This window comes from Pseudomonas acericola (SeqCode) (assembly GCF_053456465.1).
Genome location: NZ_JBRFJB010000003.1, coordinates 597793 through 614902, shown reverse-complemented (window position 1 = coordinate 614902; position 17110 = coordinate 597793). Strand labels below are relative to the sequence as shown.

General features: G+C 62.8%; 16 protein-coding genes. 5 read left to right on the top strand and 11 right to left on the bottom strand.

Features of this window, described 5'->3' with window-relative positions; translation table 11 throughout:
- Positions 1–29: 29 nt before the first annotated feature.
- The 10 genes from ACU688_RS14885 to ACU688_RS14840 all read right to left on the bottom strand — a co-directional run bounded on the left by ACU688_RS14885 (position 30) and on the right by ACU688_RS14840 (position 11254).
- A complete protein-coding gene (locus tag ACU688_RS14885; RefSeq protein WP_448185353.1) occupies positions 30–1196 on the bottom strand; it encodes a cystathionine gamma-synthase in 1167 nt (388 codons plus the stop codon).
- Positions 1193–2569 (bottom strand): pyridoxal-phosphate dependent enzyme, encoded by a 1377-nt coding sequence (locus tag ACU688_RS14880; RefSeq protein WP_448185352.1) that lies wholly within the window; start codon positions 2567–2569, stop codon positions 1193–1195. Before ACU688_RS14880 ends, ACU688_RS14885 begins: the two co-directional genes overlap by 4 nt.
- A gap of 109 nt (positions 2570–2678) precedes the next feature.
- Positions 2679–3815, bottom strand: a complete 1137-nt coding sequence (locus ACU688_RS14875) for an alpha/beta hydrolase (protein ID WP_448185351.1) — start codon at positions 3813–3815, stop codon at positions 2679–2681.
- A gap of 145 nt (positions 3816–3960) precedes the next feature.
- Positions 3961–4809: a 4-hydroxy-tetrahydrodipicolinate synthase gene (dapA, locus tag ACU688_RS14870; RefSeq protein ID WP_448185350.1), complete on the bottom strand. Its 849-nt coding sequence runs from the start codon at positions 4807–4809 to the stop codon at positions 3961–3963.
- A gap of 303 nt (positions 4810–5112) precedes the next feature.
- Positions 5113–5832: an SDR family NAD(P)-dependent oxidoreductase gene (locus ACU688_RS14865; protein WP_448185349.1), complete on the bottom strand. Its 720-nt coding sequence runs from the start codon at positions 5830–5832 to the stop codon at positions 5113–5115.
- Positions 5833–5900: 68 nt separating this feature from the next.
- Positions 5901–6416: an SUKH-4 family immunity protein gene (locus ACU688_RS14860; protein WP_448185348.1), complete on the bottom strand. Its 516-nt coding sequence runs from the start codon at positions 6414–6416 to the stop codon at positions 5901–5903.
- Between the two features lie 97 nt (positions 6417–6513).
- Positions 6514–8955 carry a TonB-dependent siderophore receptor gene (locus tag ACU688_RS14855; protein ID WP_448185347.1) on the bottom strand — a complete coding sequence of 814 codons (2442 nt, stop codon included), beginning with the start codon at positions 8953–8955 and terminating at the stop codon, positions 6514–6516.
- A 97-nt stretch (positions 8956–9052) separates the two neighbouring features.
- On the bottom strand, positions 9053–10024 hold the full coding sequence (locus tag ACU688_RS14850) for a FecR domain-containing protein (RefSeq protein WP_448185346.1): 972 nt from the start codon (positions 10022–10024) through the stop codon (positions 9053–9055).
- Positions 10021–10536, bottom strand: coding sequence for a sigma-70 family RNA polymerase sigma factor (locus tag ACU688_RS14845; RefSeq protein ID WP_448185345.1), 516 nt, complete (start codon positions 10534–10536; stop codon positions 10021–10023). The genes ACU688_RS14850 and ACU688_RS14845 overlap by 4 nt, the downstream gene beginning before the upstream one ends.
- 97 nt (positions 10537–10633) lie before the next feature.
- Positions 10634–11254 carry a LysE family translocator gene (locus ACU688_RS14840; protein WP_448185344.1) on the bottom strand — a complete coding sequence of 207 codons (621 nt, stop codon included), beginning with the start codon at positions 11252–11254 and terminating at the stop codon, positions 10634–10636.
- A gap of 149 nt (positions 11255–11403) precedes the next feature.
- Here ACU688_RS14840 and ACU688_RS14835 point away from each other — a divergent pair, with 149 nt between their 5' ends.
- From ACU688_RS14835 to ACU688_RS14815, 5 genes are all read left to right on the top strand, one after another.
- Complete coding sequence (locus ACU688_RS14835; protein WP_448185343.1) at positions 11404–11895, top strand: MarR family winged helix-turn-helix transcriptional regulator; 492 nt, start codon at positions 11404–11406, stop codon at positions 11893–11895.
- A complete protein-coding gene (locus tag ACU688_RS14830) occupies positions 11885–13096 on the top strand; it encodes an FAD-dependent monooxygenase (protein ID WP_448185342.1) in 1212 nt (403 codons plus the stop codon). The genes ACU688_RS14835 and ACU688_RS14830 overlap by 11 nt, the downstream gene beginning before the upstream one ends.
- 79 nt (positions 13097–13175) lie before the next feature.
- Positions 13176–13841: a TIGR02466 family protein gene (locus ACU688_RS14825; protein ID WP_448185341.1), complete on the top strand. Its 666-nt coding sequence runs from the start codon at positions 13176–13178 to the stop codon at positions 13839–13841.
- 102 nt (positions 13842–13943) lie between these two features.
- Positions 13944–14999, top strand: coding sequence for an alpha/beta hydrolase (locus ACU688_RS14820; protein WP_448185590.1), 1056 nt, complete (start codon positions 13944–13946; stop codon positions 14997–14999).
- Positions 15000–15009: 10 nt separating this feature from the next.
- A complete protein-coding gene (locus ACU688_RS14815; RefSeq protein WP_448185340.1) occupies positions 15010–16125 on the top strand; it encodes a (R)-mandelonitrile lyase in 1116 nt (371 codons plus the stop codon).
- Here the strand turns inward: ACU688_RS14815 and ACU688_RS14810 are convergent.
- Positions 16122–17015, bottom strand: coding sequence for a LysR family transcriptional regulator (locus ACU688_RS14810; protein WP_448185339.1), 894 nt, complete (start codon positions 17013–17015; stop codon positions 16122–16124). The two genes, ACU688_RS14815 and ACU688_RS14810, sit on opposite strands and share 4 nt — an antisense overlap.
- Positions 17016–17110: the final 95 nt, after the last annotated feature.

Sequence of the window (17110 nt, the reverse complement as noted above, 5' to 3'; positions counted from 1 at the left end):
CCAGGCACAAGCCAGCTTCAAGGCAAGCCTTAGATGTGGGCCAACGCCCGCGCCAGGTCCGCCCGCAAATCCTCCACATCCTCAACCCCCACCGACAACCGCACCAACCCATCACCAATCCCCAACTGCGCCCGCGTCGCGGCTGGGATGCTGGCATGGGTCATGATCGCCGGGTGTTCAATCAGGCTTTCCACGCCTCCCAGGCTTTCAGCCAGGGCGAACAGCTTCACGTTTTCCAGGAAGCGTGTAGCGCCCGCCAGGTCTGTGCGCAAATCCACTGAAATCATCCCGCCAAACCCGCGCATTTGCCGGCGGGCCAGTGCGTGCTGTGGGTGGGAAACCAGGCCAGGGTAGTAAACCCGCGCTACCTGCGGCTGTTGCTCCAGCCAGGTGGCCAGGTCGAGTGCGTTGCTGCAATGGCGCTCCATGCGCAGGGCCAGGGTCTTCACGCCGCGCAGGGTGAGGAAAGCGTCGAACGGCCCGGCGATGGCGCCCACGGAGTTCTGCAGGAAACCCACGCGTTCCGCCAGTCCGGGGTTGTCGCCGACCACGGCGATGCCGCCGATTACATCCGAGTGGCCGTTGAGGTACTTGGTGGTGGAATGCACTACCACGTCGAACCCTAGCTCCAACGGCCGTTGAATCCAGGGGCTGGCGAAGGTGTTGTCGGCCACGCAGATAATTCCGCGCGCCCGGCAGATTCGTGCGATGGCGCTGAGGTCGGTGAGGCTGAGGAGCGGGTTGCTGGGCGTCTCGACCCAGACCATGCGCGTATCGTCCTGCAATGCGGCTTCGAACGCCGGCACATCACTCAAATCCACAAAGCTGAAGCGGTGCCCGGCACTGCGTTGGCGCACCTTGTCGAACAAGCGGAAGGTGCCGCCATACAAGTCATTGCCGGAGACGATGTGGGCGCCGGCGTCCAGCAACTCCAGCACCGTGGAAATCGCCGCCAGCCCGGAAGCGAAGGCAAACGCCTGGCTACCACCTTCCAGATCTGCCACGCAACGCTCCAGGGCAAACCGCGTGGGGTTGTGGGAGCGCCCGTAATCGAAGCCCTTGTGCACGCCGGGGCTGTCTTGCAGGTAGGTGGAGTTGGCGTAGATCGGTGGCATCAGCGCGCCCGTGGTCGGGTCGGGGCTTTGCCCGGCGTGGATCACACGGGTGGCAAACGCGCTTTTATCGGGCAGGCTCATGCAAGGGATCTCCGTAGGTGGTTGAGCAGATCTACGCGGGTGATCAGGCCATGGAAGCCGGAGGCGTCGGCAATGATTGCGACCAGGCCGCGATCCAGTTCTGCCTGGAGTTCGGCGAGGCTGGCGCTGGGGTCCAGGGTTTCAACGCGGTCGGTCATGGCGCTGGCAACCACCATGGTGAAATCCGCAGCGTCATGGTGCAGGCCCAGCAGGATGTCGGATTCGTCGATCACGCCCACCAGTTGCTTGCCGTCCACCAGCACCGGCAGTTGGGATACGTCGGCCAGGCGCATGCGCTGGAAAGCGGTGAGCAGGGTGTCGTCGGGGCTTACGCTGATCACGCGGCCGTCTTCGAAGCGGCGGGCGATCAGGTCGCGCAGGTCGCCGTAGTGCTTGTATTGCAGCAGGCCTGCGTCGTTCATCCATTGGTCGTTGTAGACCTTCGACAGGTAGCGCGTGCCGGTGTCGCACACAAAGGTGACCACGCGCTTGGGCGAGGTTTGTTCGCGGCAGTAGCGCAAGGCGGCGGCAAGCAAGGTGCCGGTGGACGAGCCACCGAGAATGCCTTCGGCCTTGAGCAGTTGGCGGGCGTGGTCGAAGCTTTCTTCATCGCTGATGGAGTAGGCGTGGCGCACGCTGGACAGGTCGGCAATCGAAGGGATGAAGTCTTCGCCAATGCCTTCCACGGCCCACGAGCCGGGTGTTGGCAGGGTGCCGCTGCGGCTGTATTCAGCCATCACCGAGCCCACTGGATCGGCCAGCACCATCGTCAGTTCAGGTTGCACGCGCTTGAAGAAGCGGGTCAGGCCGGTGAGGGTGCCGGCCGAGCCGACGCCCACCACAATCGCGTCCACATCGTGCTCCGTTTGCGCCCAGATTTCCGGGGCGGTGCCGGTCTCGTGGGCGAGGGGATTGGCGGGGTTGTTGAACTGGTCGGCGAAGAATGAACCGACAATGCCTTTGGCCAGGCGCGCGGCGACGTCCTGGTAATACTCGCGGTGGCCCTTGCCCACGTCTGAGCGGGTGATATGCACCTCGGCGCCCATGGCCTTGAGGTGCAGCACCTTTTCCGTGGACATCTTGTCGGGCACCACCAGCACCACTCGGTAGCCCTTGGCCCGGCCCACCAGCGCCAGGCCCAGGCCGGTGTTGCCGGCGGTGGCTTCAATGATGGTGCCGCCAGGGCGCAGGCGGCCGTCGCGTTCGGCGGCGTCGATCATGGCCAGGCCGATGCGGTCCTTGATCGAGCCGCCAGGGTTCTGGGATTCGAGTTTGAGAAACAGCGTGCAGGGGCCGGTGTCGAAGCGACTGACCCGAACCAGCGGCGTGTTGCCGATCAGTTCGAGCACGGCGGGGCGGGAGAGGCTGGGCATGGTGTCACCTGTTACGGGGATCGTAGGTGGGACAGCAAAGTGCAAGGCATGCCTTGGACCATAGGCCGGGATCGCAGCGCTCGCCAGCGGCGAGGCGGTTGCCTGTCTGTTATTGGCGCATCACCTGGTCCATGACCTCGGCCTGCCACTCGAAGTAAGGGTTGAATGTCAGCCGTGCATGCACCTTGTCCGGCTCGCGATAGCCCCAGGCCGAATACCACACGGGCTTGCCGTCGAGGCAGTGTTGCAGGCCTTCATCCGTCTGGCCGTTCCAGCACTCCGGCTGCTGGCCCTGACGACCGTATTGCGGGTTGCCCGGGGCGAACAACACGCCCATATGGGAAAACTGGCTGATGCGCTCGGCCGGCAAGTAGTCGCTGCGCACCAGGATGCGCGGTGATCGCTGCGGGGCTGGCAGTTCGCCGTACCAGATCATCCGCGAGGCTGGGTGGGGGAAACGCATGGTAAAGGTTTCCCTCACGAACTGCACATCCACCACGGAGTCATGGGCGGCACTGACGATCAGCACCGGGCGGTCAAACGTTGTGTCGGCCAACTTGTCGCGCACCGCTGCGCTGGTGCGATAGAACTGGGCAAAACCGTTGGTGGGGACGTTCTGGTAGCGCAGTGGCGACTGCAATTGCCGTGGGCCCTCGGGGTCACGTAGCCAGGGCTTGACGTAGGTCAGCCACGGCAGCATCCAGATAAAGCGGTTACGCGCCTTGAACGCCGGAGAAAACATCAGCAGGCCGGCGATGCCCGGATCGTCCATGGCGTACTCCAGCACCAGGTTGGCGCCGGTGGAGAAACCGCCCAAATAGACCTGGTCCACGTCCTGGCGCAACAGTGCCACTTGTTGCGCCACCGTCCTGCGCCAGTCGGCGATATCGACCTCCAGCATGTCGTAGGGCTGCGTACCATGCCCGGGCAGCAGCAGCGTGCGCACCCGATAACCCCGTGACGCCAGTTGAGCGCCAATGTCGCTGAACGACCCCGGCGAATCCCCCAGGCCATGTACCAACAGGACGCCATGGCCATTGGGTGTTTGCGCGACCCATTCGCGCGGCGCATTCCAGTCCAGTTCCAGCCCGTGGTCGGGGTTTTGGAAGCGCCGGTCACGCTCAAGACTCGCCAGCGTTTGCTGGCGGTAGTGTTCGAAACTGTTGGGGCTGGGCGCGGACAACGCCGTGGAGCGGTCGGCGCAACCCACCAGGCTGAGCAGCACCAGCAAACGCAGAAAGTTCATCGCATACCCCCAAGTGGCGCAGAATGCAGCCGACCTTACGCGGCTGCCCGCCTGCTATCCAACCGGCAAACGCCCCAACGGCAAGGGAAAATATAACGATTGGTAACCGGCGCAGCCGGTGCTGAATCGCACTGTAGGCGGCTTCCTACAACTGCTTGAACCGGGCGATAACTTTGTCACTGGCACGCTGCATCGGCGCCCGCAGCTCACTGCCGATCAAGTCTTGCAAGGCCAGTGCGGCTTTTACCGGCGCGGGATTGGGTTCGATAAACATCGTGTTGATCAGTGGCAGCAACTGGAAAAACGTCGCCCGCGCCTCAGTCAACTGGTTATCACGCACTTGTTGCCACAGCGCCACGAACTGTTCCGTTCGCACATGGGCCGACGCCGCAATCGCGCCACTGGCGCCCAGGCACAGCGCGTTGAAGATCTGCTGGTCTTCGCCGCACAACACGTCCACCTGGCCGCTGGCCAACAGCGCCAGGGTATTGCCCAGGTTGCCGCCGCAATCCTTGATGGCCTGGATGCGCGGATGGCTGACGATATTGAGCAAGGTCGATTGCTCGAAGGTCACGCCGGTGCGGTAGGGAATGTCATAGAGGATGACCGGCACGCTGGAAGCATCGGCCACCGTGCGGAAAAACGCTTCCAGCCCGGCCTGGGACGGGCGGATATAACTCGGTGCCGGCACCAGCAGGCCGGCGACCGGGCGCTTGAGGATTTGCTCCTGGAATTGCAGCAGTTCGATCTGGTTATTGCCCGACAGGCCCATCACCACACGCTGCGCAGGTACTTGCTGCAACACCGCATCCAGCACCGCCAGTTGTTCTGGCCGGCTCAGTGATGCCGCTTCGCCCGTGGTGGTGCACACCATGATCCCGGCCACGTGTTTTTCCAGCAGGTGACCGACCAGCCGTTGCAGGCCGCCAAAGTCGATGGCACCGTCCTGAAACGGCGTGACCACGGGAACCCAGATACCTTGAAACGCTGACATGCACTTTCTCCTGATGATTGACCGATCAAGTCACCGTCAGAAGGGCAGAGGGAATTGTGCAAGGGGGGAGACCGTCGCGCTCAATGTCCTGTCAGCTCATCTGACGGGACAGCGCGCCCCGGTCACATGAGCGACTGTTTCTTCGATTTGAGGGCGTGCGCCACGCAACCTTGCGCCTTGGCAATCGAGCCAATGACGGAAAGGTTAACCAGCGACTTAGTAGACATGAATTGTCACACCCTGAATGAGGCGAACATCTTCAGGGGATGTGAGCGAATGTGTCAAGCCCCGGCGACGGCGCCTCTAAAAGCGCTCATCGAGTATGGCTGGCAAGGTGATGTCCTTGACGAAGCTGGCCGAGGACAGGCTCAACGCCATGCGCACCACCTGCACCACATCGTGCACGGGAATCGCGTGGCCCTCACCGCGTTGCGCGGCATGGTCGCGCGGCGTGCTCAGTGGGTCTTCGGTATTCAGGTAGCCCAGGTTCAGGCACGTCACGCCCAGCCGCTGCTGGCGATAGCCCTCGCGCAAGGCGTCGGCGATACCGCGCAGGGCGAACTTGGAGGCACCAAAGGTCACTTCCGGGCGGCCACTTTGCGGCAGGCCGGAGGTCGAGCCGGTGAGGATGATCCTGGGGTTTGCGCTGTTGAGCAGCACCGGCAACAGCCGCTTGATCAGCAACAGCGTCGAGGTGATGTTGCAGGTCACAATGGCTTCGATCTGGCTGTCGTCGTCTGTCAGAAAGTTATACGCCGGGTCGAAGGCGAGTTCTTCCCAGATGCCCAGGTTGTAGATCAGCGTGTCCAACCCGCCTTCGGCGACCGCCGCAGCTATGGCCTGCGCGGCTACGGCGGGCTCAGCCAGGTTGGCCTCGACCCAGTGCACGGTGACGCCAGTCTTGTGGTCCAGGTGTTCAGGTTGGCTGCGGGACACGCCGATCAACGTATCGCCGGGCTCGCCGAGGCCTTCGATGAGGGCTTTGCCCAGGCCTTTGCTCGCGCCGATCACTAGGGTTTTCATGGGTTGTCTCCTTGACTGGGGGGCTGCTCGTCGTGTTCAGCGGCTGATTCTGGCGTAAGGCTGCGGTGTTAACCAAGCTCCGCGTTGGTCTCGTCCGCCCACATCGTCCCAGGCTCTGCCGCCGCAGGATCGACGTGTCGGATGTTGGCCAGGCAATGTTCCATCGTGGCGTCGCGCAAATGCTCCTGAAAGATGCACAAGCAGCGGGCGAACTGCATCAGCGTGGAGTTGATGAAAACGCGGGTGTTGTCGGCGTCGTGGTTGAAGTAGACGATCTCGCGGTTTTTTTGATCAAGCGCCAACACATCGCCCGACCCCGTATGGCCCAAGGGGTAGTAGTGATCGGCAATCCCGAAAATCGTCAACCTGCGGACGATTTCTGGTGCGCTGTAGGCTTCAAAGCTCAGGAAGGGTGGCGCGTCCCGGGGGAGTCCGTGTTTGAGCAGGAAGCCGGCCTCTTCGGCGGGCATGCCGGCAAGGTCGCTGGGGTTGAAGGCAATGAATTCGGCAAAATCCAGGTCCAGTTCAGGCGGTGTAGACGGCAGCGCGGCGATGAATTGTGCTTTGAAATCGAAGTCCGTCATGTGTGTTTGCTCGTCGGTTTGCAGGGTTGGCGCGGTGACTCAATTGTGCAGTGACCGGGGTATGCCCGCTCACTGCGGATGCGAGGCTTTTATCCCGTCAGAAACTGTACTTCGCCGTGACCGTAAAGTTACGCGGGTCGCCGTACACATCATACGGGCTCCACGTCGAGTTGCTGGCGATCCCCTGATAGTACTTTTTGTCGAACACGTTGTTGATGTTCAGTTGGGTGTCCAGGTGTTTATTGACCTGATACCCGGCCATCAGGCCCACCAGGGCATAGGCCTCCTGCTCGATATGGAAGTTGCCGAACACATTGCGGCCCTTGTTGTAGGTGCTGCTCTGGCTGTAGAGGTTGGCACCGATCCGCCAGCGGTTCAGCTCGCCTTGCAGGCGATAGGTGGTGTTGGCCTTGAACATATGACGCGGCACGTCAGTGTCGAACAGGGTGCCTTCCTTGGCGGCGTCGGCATCTTTTTCGTACTTGGCCTGGGCGAAGGTGTAGCCGGCGCCCACTTGCCAGTTCGGCGTCAGTGCGCCGTTGATCTCCAGCTCCACGCCCTGGCTGCGCACTTTGCCCGCGGCCTCGTAGCAACCGTAGGCGCCAACCGGGATGAATGTGCAGGTTCTGGCGTCCGCCACTTCTGCTGCGCGGTTGAGCTGGTCGATCTGGAACACCGACGCGCTGGCATTCAGTGCGCCGCCAAAGTATTCGCCCTTGATGCCCACTTCGTAGTTTTCCCCGGTGATGGGCTTGATTCCGCCACCGTCGCCGTTCTTTTCGGTCTGGGGCTGGAAGATGTCGGTGTAGCTGGCGTACACCGAATGGTTGTCGTCCAGGTCGTAGATGACACCGGCATACCGGGTGAGGTGACGCACCTCGCGGGTTTTGCCCGAGGTGTAGTACTGGTCGTTGATCTGGTCGTAGATCGAGGTCGCGTCGTACCAGTCCAGGCGGGCGCCGAGGATGACTTTCAGCGGGTCGGCGAGGTTCCAGCGGGTGGTGACGTAGAGCCCTTCCTGATCGACTTTCTCGCTGAGGGTGTACACGTCCGGCACGCTTGGCCGCGCCAGGCCGCTTGGGTTGAAGCGGTTGATGTCGATCTTGTCGACGAACACCGTGCCGCCAACGGCCTCAGTCTTGAGTTGGCGCTTGCTGGCGCCCACCACCAGTTCATGTTGGCGGCCCAGGAGGGGGAAGGGGCCGCTGGCGAAGAAGTCGTAGGTGGACTGGTCGAAGTCGCGGCCCTGGTTGAACACGCGTTGGCGGTAGGTGGCGTCGTTGTTACGCTCCAGCACGGCGCCCATCATCTTGAAGTCGGACCAGTTTTTCGACGCGCCCAGGTGCAGGCGCCAGTCGTTGTCGAAGCGCTGGTCGAACTCGGCGAACAGGGTCTTGTTGTCGATGTCCTGGTGCGACCAGCTGTAGCCGAAGGTCTTTGAACGTGAAAAGCCCATGTGGTGGCCATTGGGGCCCACCGGCAAGCCGCCCCAGTTGATGTTGTTATTGTCATTCTGCTCGGAGGCACCGACGGTCAGGGTGGTGCTGTCGCTCAGGTCGAACTCGCTGACGCCGTAGAACACGCCGCGTTCGCGGCCGGCGTAATCCTGATAGCTGTCCTTGTCGTTGTAGGCGCCGACAAAACGGCCACGCAGGGTGCCGCTATCGTTGACCGGGCCGCTGATGTCCAGCTCGCTGCGGTAGTTGTCCCAGCTGCCGGCACTGGCGGTGATGCTCGCCTGGAAAGCCTGGGTGGGACGCTTGCGCACCATGTTGATGGCGGCCGAGGGGTTGCCGGCGCCTTGCATCATGCCCGTGGCGCCGCGTACCACTTCGACACGGTCATAGGGTGCGAGGTCGGCGGTGGCGACCCAGTCGGCGTTGTAGGTGGTGGGCAGGCCGTCGAACATCAGGTTGGTGATGGGAAAACCACGGGCAAAGAACTCGCTATTGGCCGGCCGTGCAGCGGCCAAGCGTAGCCCGGGTGTGGCCTGGACCACATCGTCGAGGCTGCGCATGCCTTGATCGTCCATGCGTTGGCGGGTTATCACGGTGACCGACTGCGGCGTTTCCCGTAGGGACAATGGCAGCTTGGTTGCGGTCTGCATGGCTCCCGTGGTGTAGGAACTGCTGTGTTCCGTCGTGGCACCGAGGTTCAGGCCGCTGATGTTGGTGGCGCCCAACTCAAGCGCCCCGGAATCGCCGCCGCGCGGTACCAGCAGGTAGTTGCCGCTGGCACTGCGCATCACGCTCAGGCCGCTGTCGTCCAGCAGGCGGCTGAGACCTTCGTGTACGTCGTAGTCCCCGCGCAGTGCCGGCGCGCGCTTGCCTTGCACCAACGCCGGGTCGAAGGGCAGGGTGATCCCGGCCGACTGGGCAAAGCTGTTGAGCGATTCCTCCAGTGGACCGGCGGCCAATTCGTAATGACGACTCTCAGCCTGCGCGGCCTGCACCGCAACACTGGCCAGTAGAATGCCCTGGAGGGCAAGTGCAAGGGCACTGCGCGACAGCGACCGAGGGGAAATCAAAGCAGAGGACATGAACGACGAGCTCCTTTCGAATAACAGGGGGTATGTCCTGTTTGTCGAAGGACGGGGCAAAACCCGTAAATCTTTTTGCGATTATTTATCGTCTGGCTCAACGGGCGATCACGCGGGTCCAGAGCGGCGTAAAACGCTCGACACGTACCGGTAGCGAATCGCTCAGGGCGCTCAACGCGCGGTCGATGTCGTCCAGCTGGAAGACCCCCGACACCTCCAGTTGCGCGATGGCGGGATCGCAGCGCAACCAGCCGTGACGGTAACGCGCCAATTCGGCGGTCAGGTCGCCCAGGCGCATGCGCTTGGCCACCAGTTGCCCACGGGTCCAGGCGCTAGCGTTGAGGGTGCTGGCCTCGACGCGTTGGCTGCCGCCGAGATTGATCAGGTATTCCTCGCCGGCGGCGATCAAGATCGGTTCGCCCTTGCTGTGAATCGCCACCACGCCATCCTCGACCCGAACCCGTGTGCCGTGCTGTTCATCACGCACGCCGAAGGCGGTGCCGATCGCCTGCAACTGCGCGTGCCGGGTGCTGACCCAAAAACTGCGACGCCCATCAGGTGCGGCGCCGTCCTTGCCGGTATCGACAAATATTTCGCCGCGCCGCAGTGTGATCAGCCGGCGCTGGGCAGTGAATTCGACGTCGACTGAACTGACGGTGTTCAGTTGCAGGCGCGTGCCATCCTGCAGCAGGAACTGACGCCGTTCGCCCACCCCAGTGGCATAGTCCGCGCCCCAGGGCAGCTGCGTGCTGTCACGCAGCTGCCAGCCGGTGGCCCCGGTGATGAGCAACCCCATTCCCAGCAATTTGAGCGCGTGGCGCCGGCTGTGATGGCCGCTGTGCAAGCGTTCCAACGTATCCATCGCCACTGTGCCCGGCAGTGCGGCCAGCGTCTGGAAGGACGCGTCGCTTATACTCAGCGCTTGCCAGGCGGTTTCATGCAGCGCATCGGCCTGGCGCCAATCCAGGCAGGCTGCCAGCACTTGAGGGTTTGAACCGGAGGATTCGATCCGCACCAGCCAACCGATGGCTTGGTCCAGTACGTTATCGGGCAGGGGATGTGTGCTCATCGTTGAGCCAGGTAGCAATGGCGAATGGCGCTGGCCATGTACTTCTCCACCGACCCGAGGCTCACGGCCAGGCGCACGGCGATTTCCTTGTAGCTGAGCCCCTCCAGGCGCGATAGCAGAAAAGCCATGCGCACCTTGGGGCGCAGGCCATCGAGCAACGCGTCCACGCGCGCCAGGGTTTCCAGCAGGATCAACTGTGATTCCGGCGACGGCACCTCAGCCTCCGGCAAGTGAGCAATGGCCTCCAGATAAGCCCGCTCGACCCGCTGCCGGCGCACCCGATCAACCAACAAACCATGGGCCACCGCACTCAACCAGGCCCGTGGCTGGCGCAACTCCTGCAACCGCTCTGGCTTTCCGAGGATGTGTACAAACGTATCCTGGGCCAGGTCGGCGGCGCTGTCACCGTGGTGCAGCCGCCTGCGCAACCAGCCCAGCAACCAGGCGTGATGATCGATGTACAACGCGCGAATATCGGCGTGCGGGGCTGGGGGCGTGGATGACGACGACACAGAAAGCCTCTGCAAGAACACAGTGCATTTGAGAATTCATCGCATCCTAGTGTTTGTCAGTCGTCGTCAGCAAGTAAAGCCTGCATTTATTCCTGGCTTATGCCCGCCGCGCCATCAACAACACCGTCGCCGCCGCCGACAACAACCCCGCGCAGCAGCGATTGAATATCCGCTTGCCCCGCGGCTCGGCAAACCAGCGGCGCATGTGCAGGCCCATATAGGCGTAGGCGCTGATGGCGATCCATTCCAGCACTAGGAACATCGCGCCCAGCAGGGCGAATTGCGGGGTGATGGGTTGGCCCGGGACAACGAACTGCGGGAGAAAGGCGGTGAAGATGAGGATGGCTTTTGGATTACCCGCCGCTACCAAAAACTCCTGCCTCGCCAACGCCCACAAGCCTACCTTGGCTGTCGCCGCTTCCGACTCCCCTTGCGGATCCGCCCGCCACAGCTGAAACGCCAGGTAAAACAGGTACGCCGCCCCCAGTATCTTGATCCCATAGAACAACAACTCCGAAGTTTGCAGCACCACCGCGAGGCCGGCAGAGGCGAGGGCGATCATGCCGGCGAAGGCCAGCAGGCGGCCGATGCCGGCCAGGCAGGAGGTGCGGTAGCCGTAGCGGGTCGAGTTGCTCACCGACAATAGGTTGTTGGGGCCGGGCGCCATGTTCAGGGCGAAGCAGGCGGGGAGGAAAAGGGCTAGGGTGGCGAGGTCCATGGCGGCTCCGGGTTCGCAGGGTGGGGTGGAAACGTGAGAGTAAAGGGTGGGCAGGCCCTGGGCAATTCGGCTGTATTTTTCATCAAGGTAGCTAAGCAAGTTAGCTATATGTTAATTTCTCGCCTCCCCAAATAGCCAGAGCCGCACCCATGAAGTCCCCCCAATCCCCCGCCGAGGACCCACGCACCCTGCAAATCGCCAGCGATCCCGTCGGCCAACAGCTGCAACAGATCGCTATCCTGACGCGCAAATCCGCCAGCCACCTGGGCGCGGCGCTGGGCATCAACCAGACTGACATGGCCGCGCTGGAGCACCTGATCACCGACGGCCCACTGCCGCCGACCGAACTCGCCGCGCGTCTCTCGGTAACCACGGCAGGCATCACCCAGGTCATCGACCGGCTGGAACGTGCGGGGCATGTGGTGCGCGAGCGGCAAGTGGAGGACAAGCGCCGGGTGTTGGTGTGTCCACTGCCCGCCTCGGTGGCGCAGGCGTATCGGCATATTGCGCCGATGCTCGGTGGGTTGAGCACAGTACTCGGTGCGCTGGAAGGTCAGGATCGCGCGGTGGTCGAGGCGTTTCTGGGGCGAGTAATCGAGGTTTACCGCAGCACGTTGCCGGGGACCGCTCATGACCTCTAAAACGGTATTGATCAGCGGCGCCAGCATCGCCGGCCCCGCGTTGGCGTATTGGCTGGCCCGGCAGGGCATGGACGTTACGGTGGTCGAGAAGGCGCCGGCGTTTCGCGATGGCGGGCAAACCATCGACGTGCGCGGGGCAGGGCGTGTGGTCGTGCAACGCATGGGGCTGGAGGCACTGATTCGGGCCAACAGTACCCATGAACAAGGCATCGCCTTCGTTGACCAAGGCAACCGGACCAAGGCCTTCATCGGTGTAAATGCCTTTGACGGTGACGGCCCGATCGCCGAGCTGGAAATCCTGCGCGGCGAACTCGCCAAGCTGTTGATCCAGCAGAGCGAGGATCGGGTCACGTACCGCTTCGGTGACAGCATCAACGCCCTGGAAGACGATGGCGACCAGGTGCACGTGCGCTTCGAGCAGGGCGTTGAACAGGTTTACGATCTGGTCATCGTCGCCGAAGGGATTGGCTCCGCGACGCGCAATCAAGTGTTCGGCAATGAAGTCGAGCGCCGCTCCCTGGATCTCTACACCGCGTACTTCACCGTGCCGCGCGCGCCGAGCGATGGCCAGGTGATGCGCTGGCACAACCTGCCGGGTGGCCGTTGCATCTGTTTGCGCCCGGACAACCTGGGCACTACACGCGCGTTCTTGTCGTTTCAGCAAGCGCCCAGCGGTTATGAAAAGCTCACCCGGGACGCACAAGTCGCGTTGCTCAAGCGCGTGTTTGCCGATGCCGGCTGGGAAGCGCCCCGCGTACTCGCCGCGCTGGAACACGCCAGCGATCTTTATCTGGACGCGGTGGGCCAGGTCAAAATGCCGCGCTGGTCCAAGGGCCGCATCGCGCTGGTCGGGGACGCCGCCTACTGCGCATCGCCCATCAGCGGCATGGGCACCAGCCTGGGGCTGTGTGGCGCCTATGTATTGGCCGGCGAACTCGGGCGTCACGCTGACCACCGCCAGGCATTTGCGGCGTATGAAAAGCTGATGCGGCCTTACGTCAAGCAGGCGCAGAGCGTCCCCAAGTTCGCCCCACGGCTGGCATCGCCGCACTCGCGCGCGGGCATTGCCCTCGGCCACGCGGTGTTGAGGCTGGCTACCGCACCGGGTTTCAAAACCCTGTTCGGCAAGCTCCTGTCGCCGAAAGCCGACGCCATCGAGTTGCCGTGCTATGACGAGGCCCGTATTACTAAAATCCCCTAGACCTTCACAAAGGATTACATCGCTCAAGGCGTTCGCGCCGTATGGTCTGTGCCTTCTGGCACAACCTGGCGAACCGCCCATGCAACCCAGCAGCACGCGTGTAAATCCTGACCTCATCAACATCCGCCGGCTCTTCGCCACGCCTTTGGCGAGCCTTCAATACCCCGATGCAGAATGGCTCAACGCTGAGCTGAAGACGCTCATCACCACCCGCATGGCGCAGGACCTCTGCGGTACCCAGTGCAGCAACGATGGCGGCTGGCAATCCGCCCACGACTTCGCGCAGTGGGGCGGGGAGGCCTGTGATGCATTGGTGGCCTTTGCCAGGGAATTTGCCAATCAACTGACCGCCGTTCACCACGCACAACACGGCTTCATCGAGCCCGCTTTCGAATGGACACTCAACGCCTGGGCCAACGTGAATAAGGCCGGTCATAGCAACGCTTTGCATGGCCATCCTGGCGCATTCTGGTCTGGCGTTTACTGGGTCGATGCAGGCGGGCGGGAAGAAGACGCCAGCGTCGGCGGCGACCTGGAGTTCATCGACCCACGGGGCATGGTGGCCTCGACCTACAACCCGGCGCTGCGCATGCGCGTGGAAGATTGCCTTACGGCGGGATTCAGCAGCACCTGCTCGGCCACCAGCGGCACCTTCGTGATGTTTCCGTCCTGGCTGATGCATGCCGTACGGCGGTTTGAAGGGACCCGGCCACGGATGTCCATCGCATTTAACTTCGGTGTGTGAATGGGTTTATGTGATTTTGGTATCAGTGCTATGTGATTTAGCCGGTTTATCGATCAATGCGTGAACGGTAGTTTGCTCTTCAAGCCAATACGGAGCACTGACCTGATGCGCACCACACTGAAAACCACCTTCATGGCCGCGATGATCGGCATGTCCGGCGCCGAACTGCAAGCGGCCGACTACAAGCAAAACCCCTTCACTTTGACGTACGCCGGTGCGCTGACGAAGAACGAGCCCGGCAAGGTCAACATCCACCCGGTGAGCTACAAGCTCAATGGCCTCGACATCGCCGCCAACGTCTACACCCCGGCGAACTATGACGCGACGCACAAATACCCGGTGGTCGTCGTCGCCCACCCCAATGGCGGCGTAAAAGAGCAGGTCGCCGGCCTGTATGCCCAGCGCATGGCCGACCAGGGCTACATCACGATCACCGCCGATGCGGCTTATCAAGGTGCCAGTGGTGGCGAGCCGCGTAACGTCGACAAGCCGGCCCATCGCATTGAAGACATCCATGGCATGGCCGACTTTATCGCCAACTATCCCGGCGCCGACGCCACGCGCCTGGGCTTGTTGGGCATCTGCGGCGGCGGCGGGTATTCCCTGGCCGCGGCGCGTACCGACAAGCGCTTCGCCGCGATTGCCACGGTGAGCATGTTCAACTCTGGCCTGGTGCGGCGCAATGGCTACCAGGACTCGCAAGTCGCCACGATCCAGGAGCGCCTGCAACAAGCGTCCGCCGCCCGCGCGCAAGAAGCGGCTGGTGGCGCGGTGGTGTACACCGGCGACGTCAAGCTGACCGATGAACAAATCGCCAAGCTGCCGTTCGACCTGTATCGCCAGGGCTTTGAGTATTACGGCAAGACCCACGCGCACCCCAATTCCACCTTCAAATACACCCTGAGCAGCCTGCTGGACCTGATGAGTTTCGACGCCACCGACCAGATCGAACTGATCGACAAGCCGCTGCTGATGATCGCCGGCAGCAAGGCCGACAGCCTCTACATGACCGAGCAGGCGTTTGCCAAGGCCACAGGCACCCAGGACAAACAGTTGTTCAAGATCGAGGGCGCCACGCACATCGAAACCTATTGGGTGCCTGCGTACGTGGACAGCGCCATCGACCAACTGACGGCGTTTTACGCCCGCACGCTGTGAGGGGCTCGGTATGAAAAGCACGCTTTTAGGCATTGCACTGTGCGCCACAGCGCCGTTTGCGGCAGGCGCCGAGAGTGGCGGCGAATCACAGCAGATCCGCCGCGCCAACAGCCAGGCGCCGATGGTGGGGCCCGAGGATTATTTTTCCGGGAAGGTGCGGGTGGATCCGCTGTTTCCCGCGTCCGAGGAGATCAATGCGTCCGGTGCCTACGTCAGTTTTGAGGCGGGCGCACGGTCGGCCTGGCACACCCACCCGGCGGGTCAACGCTTGGTGGTGATGTCGGGTGTCGGTTTGACCCAGGAGCGGGGCAAGCCGGTGCAGCGCATCCTGCCGGGGGATGTGATCGTCTGCCCGCCGGGCGTCAAGCACTGGCATGGTGCTGCGCCGAATAGCGCGATGATGCACTTGGCGGTGACCGGATCGGTTGACGGCAAAAACGTCGAGTGGCTGGAAAAAGTCACCGATGCGGAGTACCTCAAGCCGTTGCCCAAAGCGGCCATCGGCAGTGCGCTCTCAGCCAGACAACAGGCCATCCCGCTGATTGCCGCCGCGACGGCAACCAGCAATCTGCCTGCCTTGAACGCCGCGTTGAACCAGGGCCTGAACGCCGGCCTGACGATCAGCGAAGCCAAGGAAATCCTTGTGCAGCTGTACGCCTACACCGGCTTTCCCCGCAGCCTCAACGCCCTCGGCGAGCTGATGCGCGTGGTGGAAGCGCGCAAGCAAGGCGGTATTAACGATGAGCAAGGACGTGAGCCCGTCGCGCTGATCCCCGTCGGCGAACAGTTGCTGATCCTCGGCAAAGCCAACCAAACCAAAATCGCCGGCGCCCCGGTCCAAGGGCCGCTGTTCGAGTTCGCCCCGGTGATCAATCAATACCTGCAAGCACACTTGTTTGGCGACATCTTCGCGCGGGATAACCTCGACTGGCAGAGCCGCGAACTGGCGACCGTCGCCGCGTTGGCTGTCACTCCCGGCGTCGAAGCGCAATTGCGCTCACATATCGCGGCGAGTCTGCGGGTGGGCTTGAGCGACGCGCAATTGCGTGAAGTGGCGCGGTTATTGGCCGAGCAAGGTGATGTCGCCGCTGCCAAGCGCACCACCGAGGCACTCGAGCAGCACTAGCCGCGATAACGCAGGGTATCGCGCACCAGGGTAAACGCCGGCGAGCTTTGGCGCCGGCTCGGGTAATACAGGTGGTAGCCGGAAAACGGCTCACACCAATCCTCCAGCACCCGCACCAGGCGGCCCTGCGCCACGTGCTCCAGCACCAGGTTCTCCGGCATGTACGCCAACCCCAAGCCCTGGAGCACCGCCTCCAGGCGCATGGCGATGGTGTTGAACACCAACTGCCCCTCCACCCGCACGTTCAACGCCTGGCCGCCTTTTTCGAACTCCCACGCATACAGCCCGCCATGGGTCGGCATGCGCAAAGTGATGCAATTGTGCGCCATCAACTCGTTGGGAATCACCGGCACCGGATACCGCGCGAAATACGCCGGCGACCCCACCACGGCCATGCGCATATCCGGGCCGATGCGCAGGGCGATCATGTCCTTGGCGACCTGCTCACCGAGGCGCACCCCCGCATCAAACCCCTGCGCGACGATATCGGTGAAGCCGTAGTCCACAATGATCTCGATATTCAGGTCGGGATGGTCCGGCAGCAGCTTGCCGAGCATCGGATGCAATACCGAAATCGCGGCATGCTCCCCGGCAGTGATCCGCAACCTGCCGGCGGGTTTGTCCCGGTACTTGCTGAGCAAGGCCAGCTCGCTGTCGATCTCCTCGAAGCGCGGCGCGATCACCTGCAACAGGTGCTCCCCGGCCTGGGTCGGCGACACGCTGCGGGTGGTGCGCGCCAGCAGGCGTACGCCCAGGCGTTCTTCCAACTGGCGCATGGCACGGCTCAAGGCCGGTTGCGACATGCCGAGGCGGGCGGCGGCGCGGGTGAAGCTGCGCTCCTGGGCGACGATGGAGAAGATGGCCAGTTGGTCGTAACGATCGGCGCTCATTGATACGGCTCTGGTATGAATGGAAGGTGATTATGCCTGTTGAAATGCCCATCGGTTAAGAACATGCGCAGTACCTGTGGCGAGGGAGCTTGCTC

Coding starts and splice junctions, on each gene's coding strand:
- ACU688_RS14885 (WP_448185353.1), bottom strand. CDS start 1,196: ATGAGCCTGCCCGATAAAAGCGCGTTTGCCACCCGTGTGATCCACGCC.
- ACU688_RS14880 (WP_448185352.1), bottom strand. CDS start 2,569: ATGCCCAGCCTCTCCCGCCCCGCCGTGCTCGAACTGATCGGCAACACG.
- ACU688_RS14875 (WP_448185351.1), bottom strand. CDS start 3,815: ATGAACTTTCTGCGTTTGCTGGTGCTGCTCAGCCTGGTGGGTTGCGCC.
- dapA (WP_448185350.1), bottom strand. CDS start 4,809: ATGTCAGCGTTTCAAGGTATCTGGGTTCCCGTGGTCACGCCGTTTCAG.
- ACU688_RS14865 (WP_448185349.1), bottom strand. CDS start 5,832: ATGAAAACCCTAGTGATCGGCGCGAGCAAAGGCCTGGGCAAAGCCCTC.
- ACU688_RS14860 (WP_448185348.1), bottom strand. CDS start 6,416: ATGACGGACTTCGATTTCAAAGCACAATTCATCGCCGCGCTGCCGTCT.
- ACU688_RS14855 (WP_448185347.1), bottom strand. CDS start 8,955: ATGTCCTCTGCTTTGATTTCCCCTCGGTCGCTGTCGCGCAGTGCCCTT.
- ACU688_RS14850 (WP_448185346.1), bottom strand. CDS start 10,024: ATGAGCACACATCCCCTGCCCGATAACGTACTGGACCAAGCCATCGGT.
- ACU688_RS14840 (WP_448185344.1), bottom strand. CDS start 11,254: ATGGACCTCGCCACCCTAGCCCTTTTCCTCCCCGCCTGCTTCGCCCTG.
- ACU688_RS14835 (WP_448185343.1), top strand. CDS start 11,404: ATGAAGTCCCCCCAATCCCCCGCCGAGGACCCACGCACCCTGCAAATC.
- ACU688_RS14830 (WP_448185342.1), top strand. CDS start 11,885: ATGACCTCTAAAACGGTATTGATCAGCGGCGCCAGCATCGCCGGCCCC.
- ACU688_RS14825 (WP_448185341.1), top strand. CDS start 13,176: ATGCAACCCAGCAGCACGCGTGTAAATCCTGACCTCATCAACATCCGC.
- ACU688_RS14815 (WP_448185340.1), top strand. CDS start 15,010: ATGAAAAGCACGCTTTTAGGCATTGCACTGTGCGCCACAGCGCCGTTT.
- ACU688_RS14810 (WP_448185339.1), bottom strand. CDS start 17,015: ATGAGCGCCGATCGTTACGACCAACTGGCCATCTTCTCCATCGTCGCC.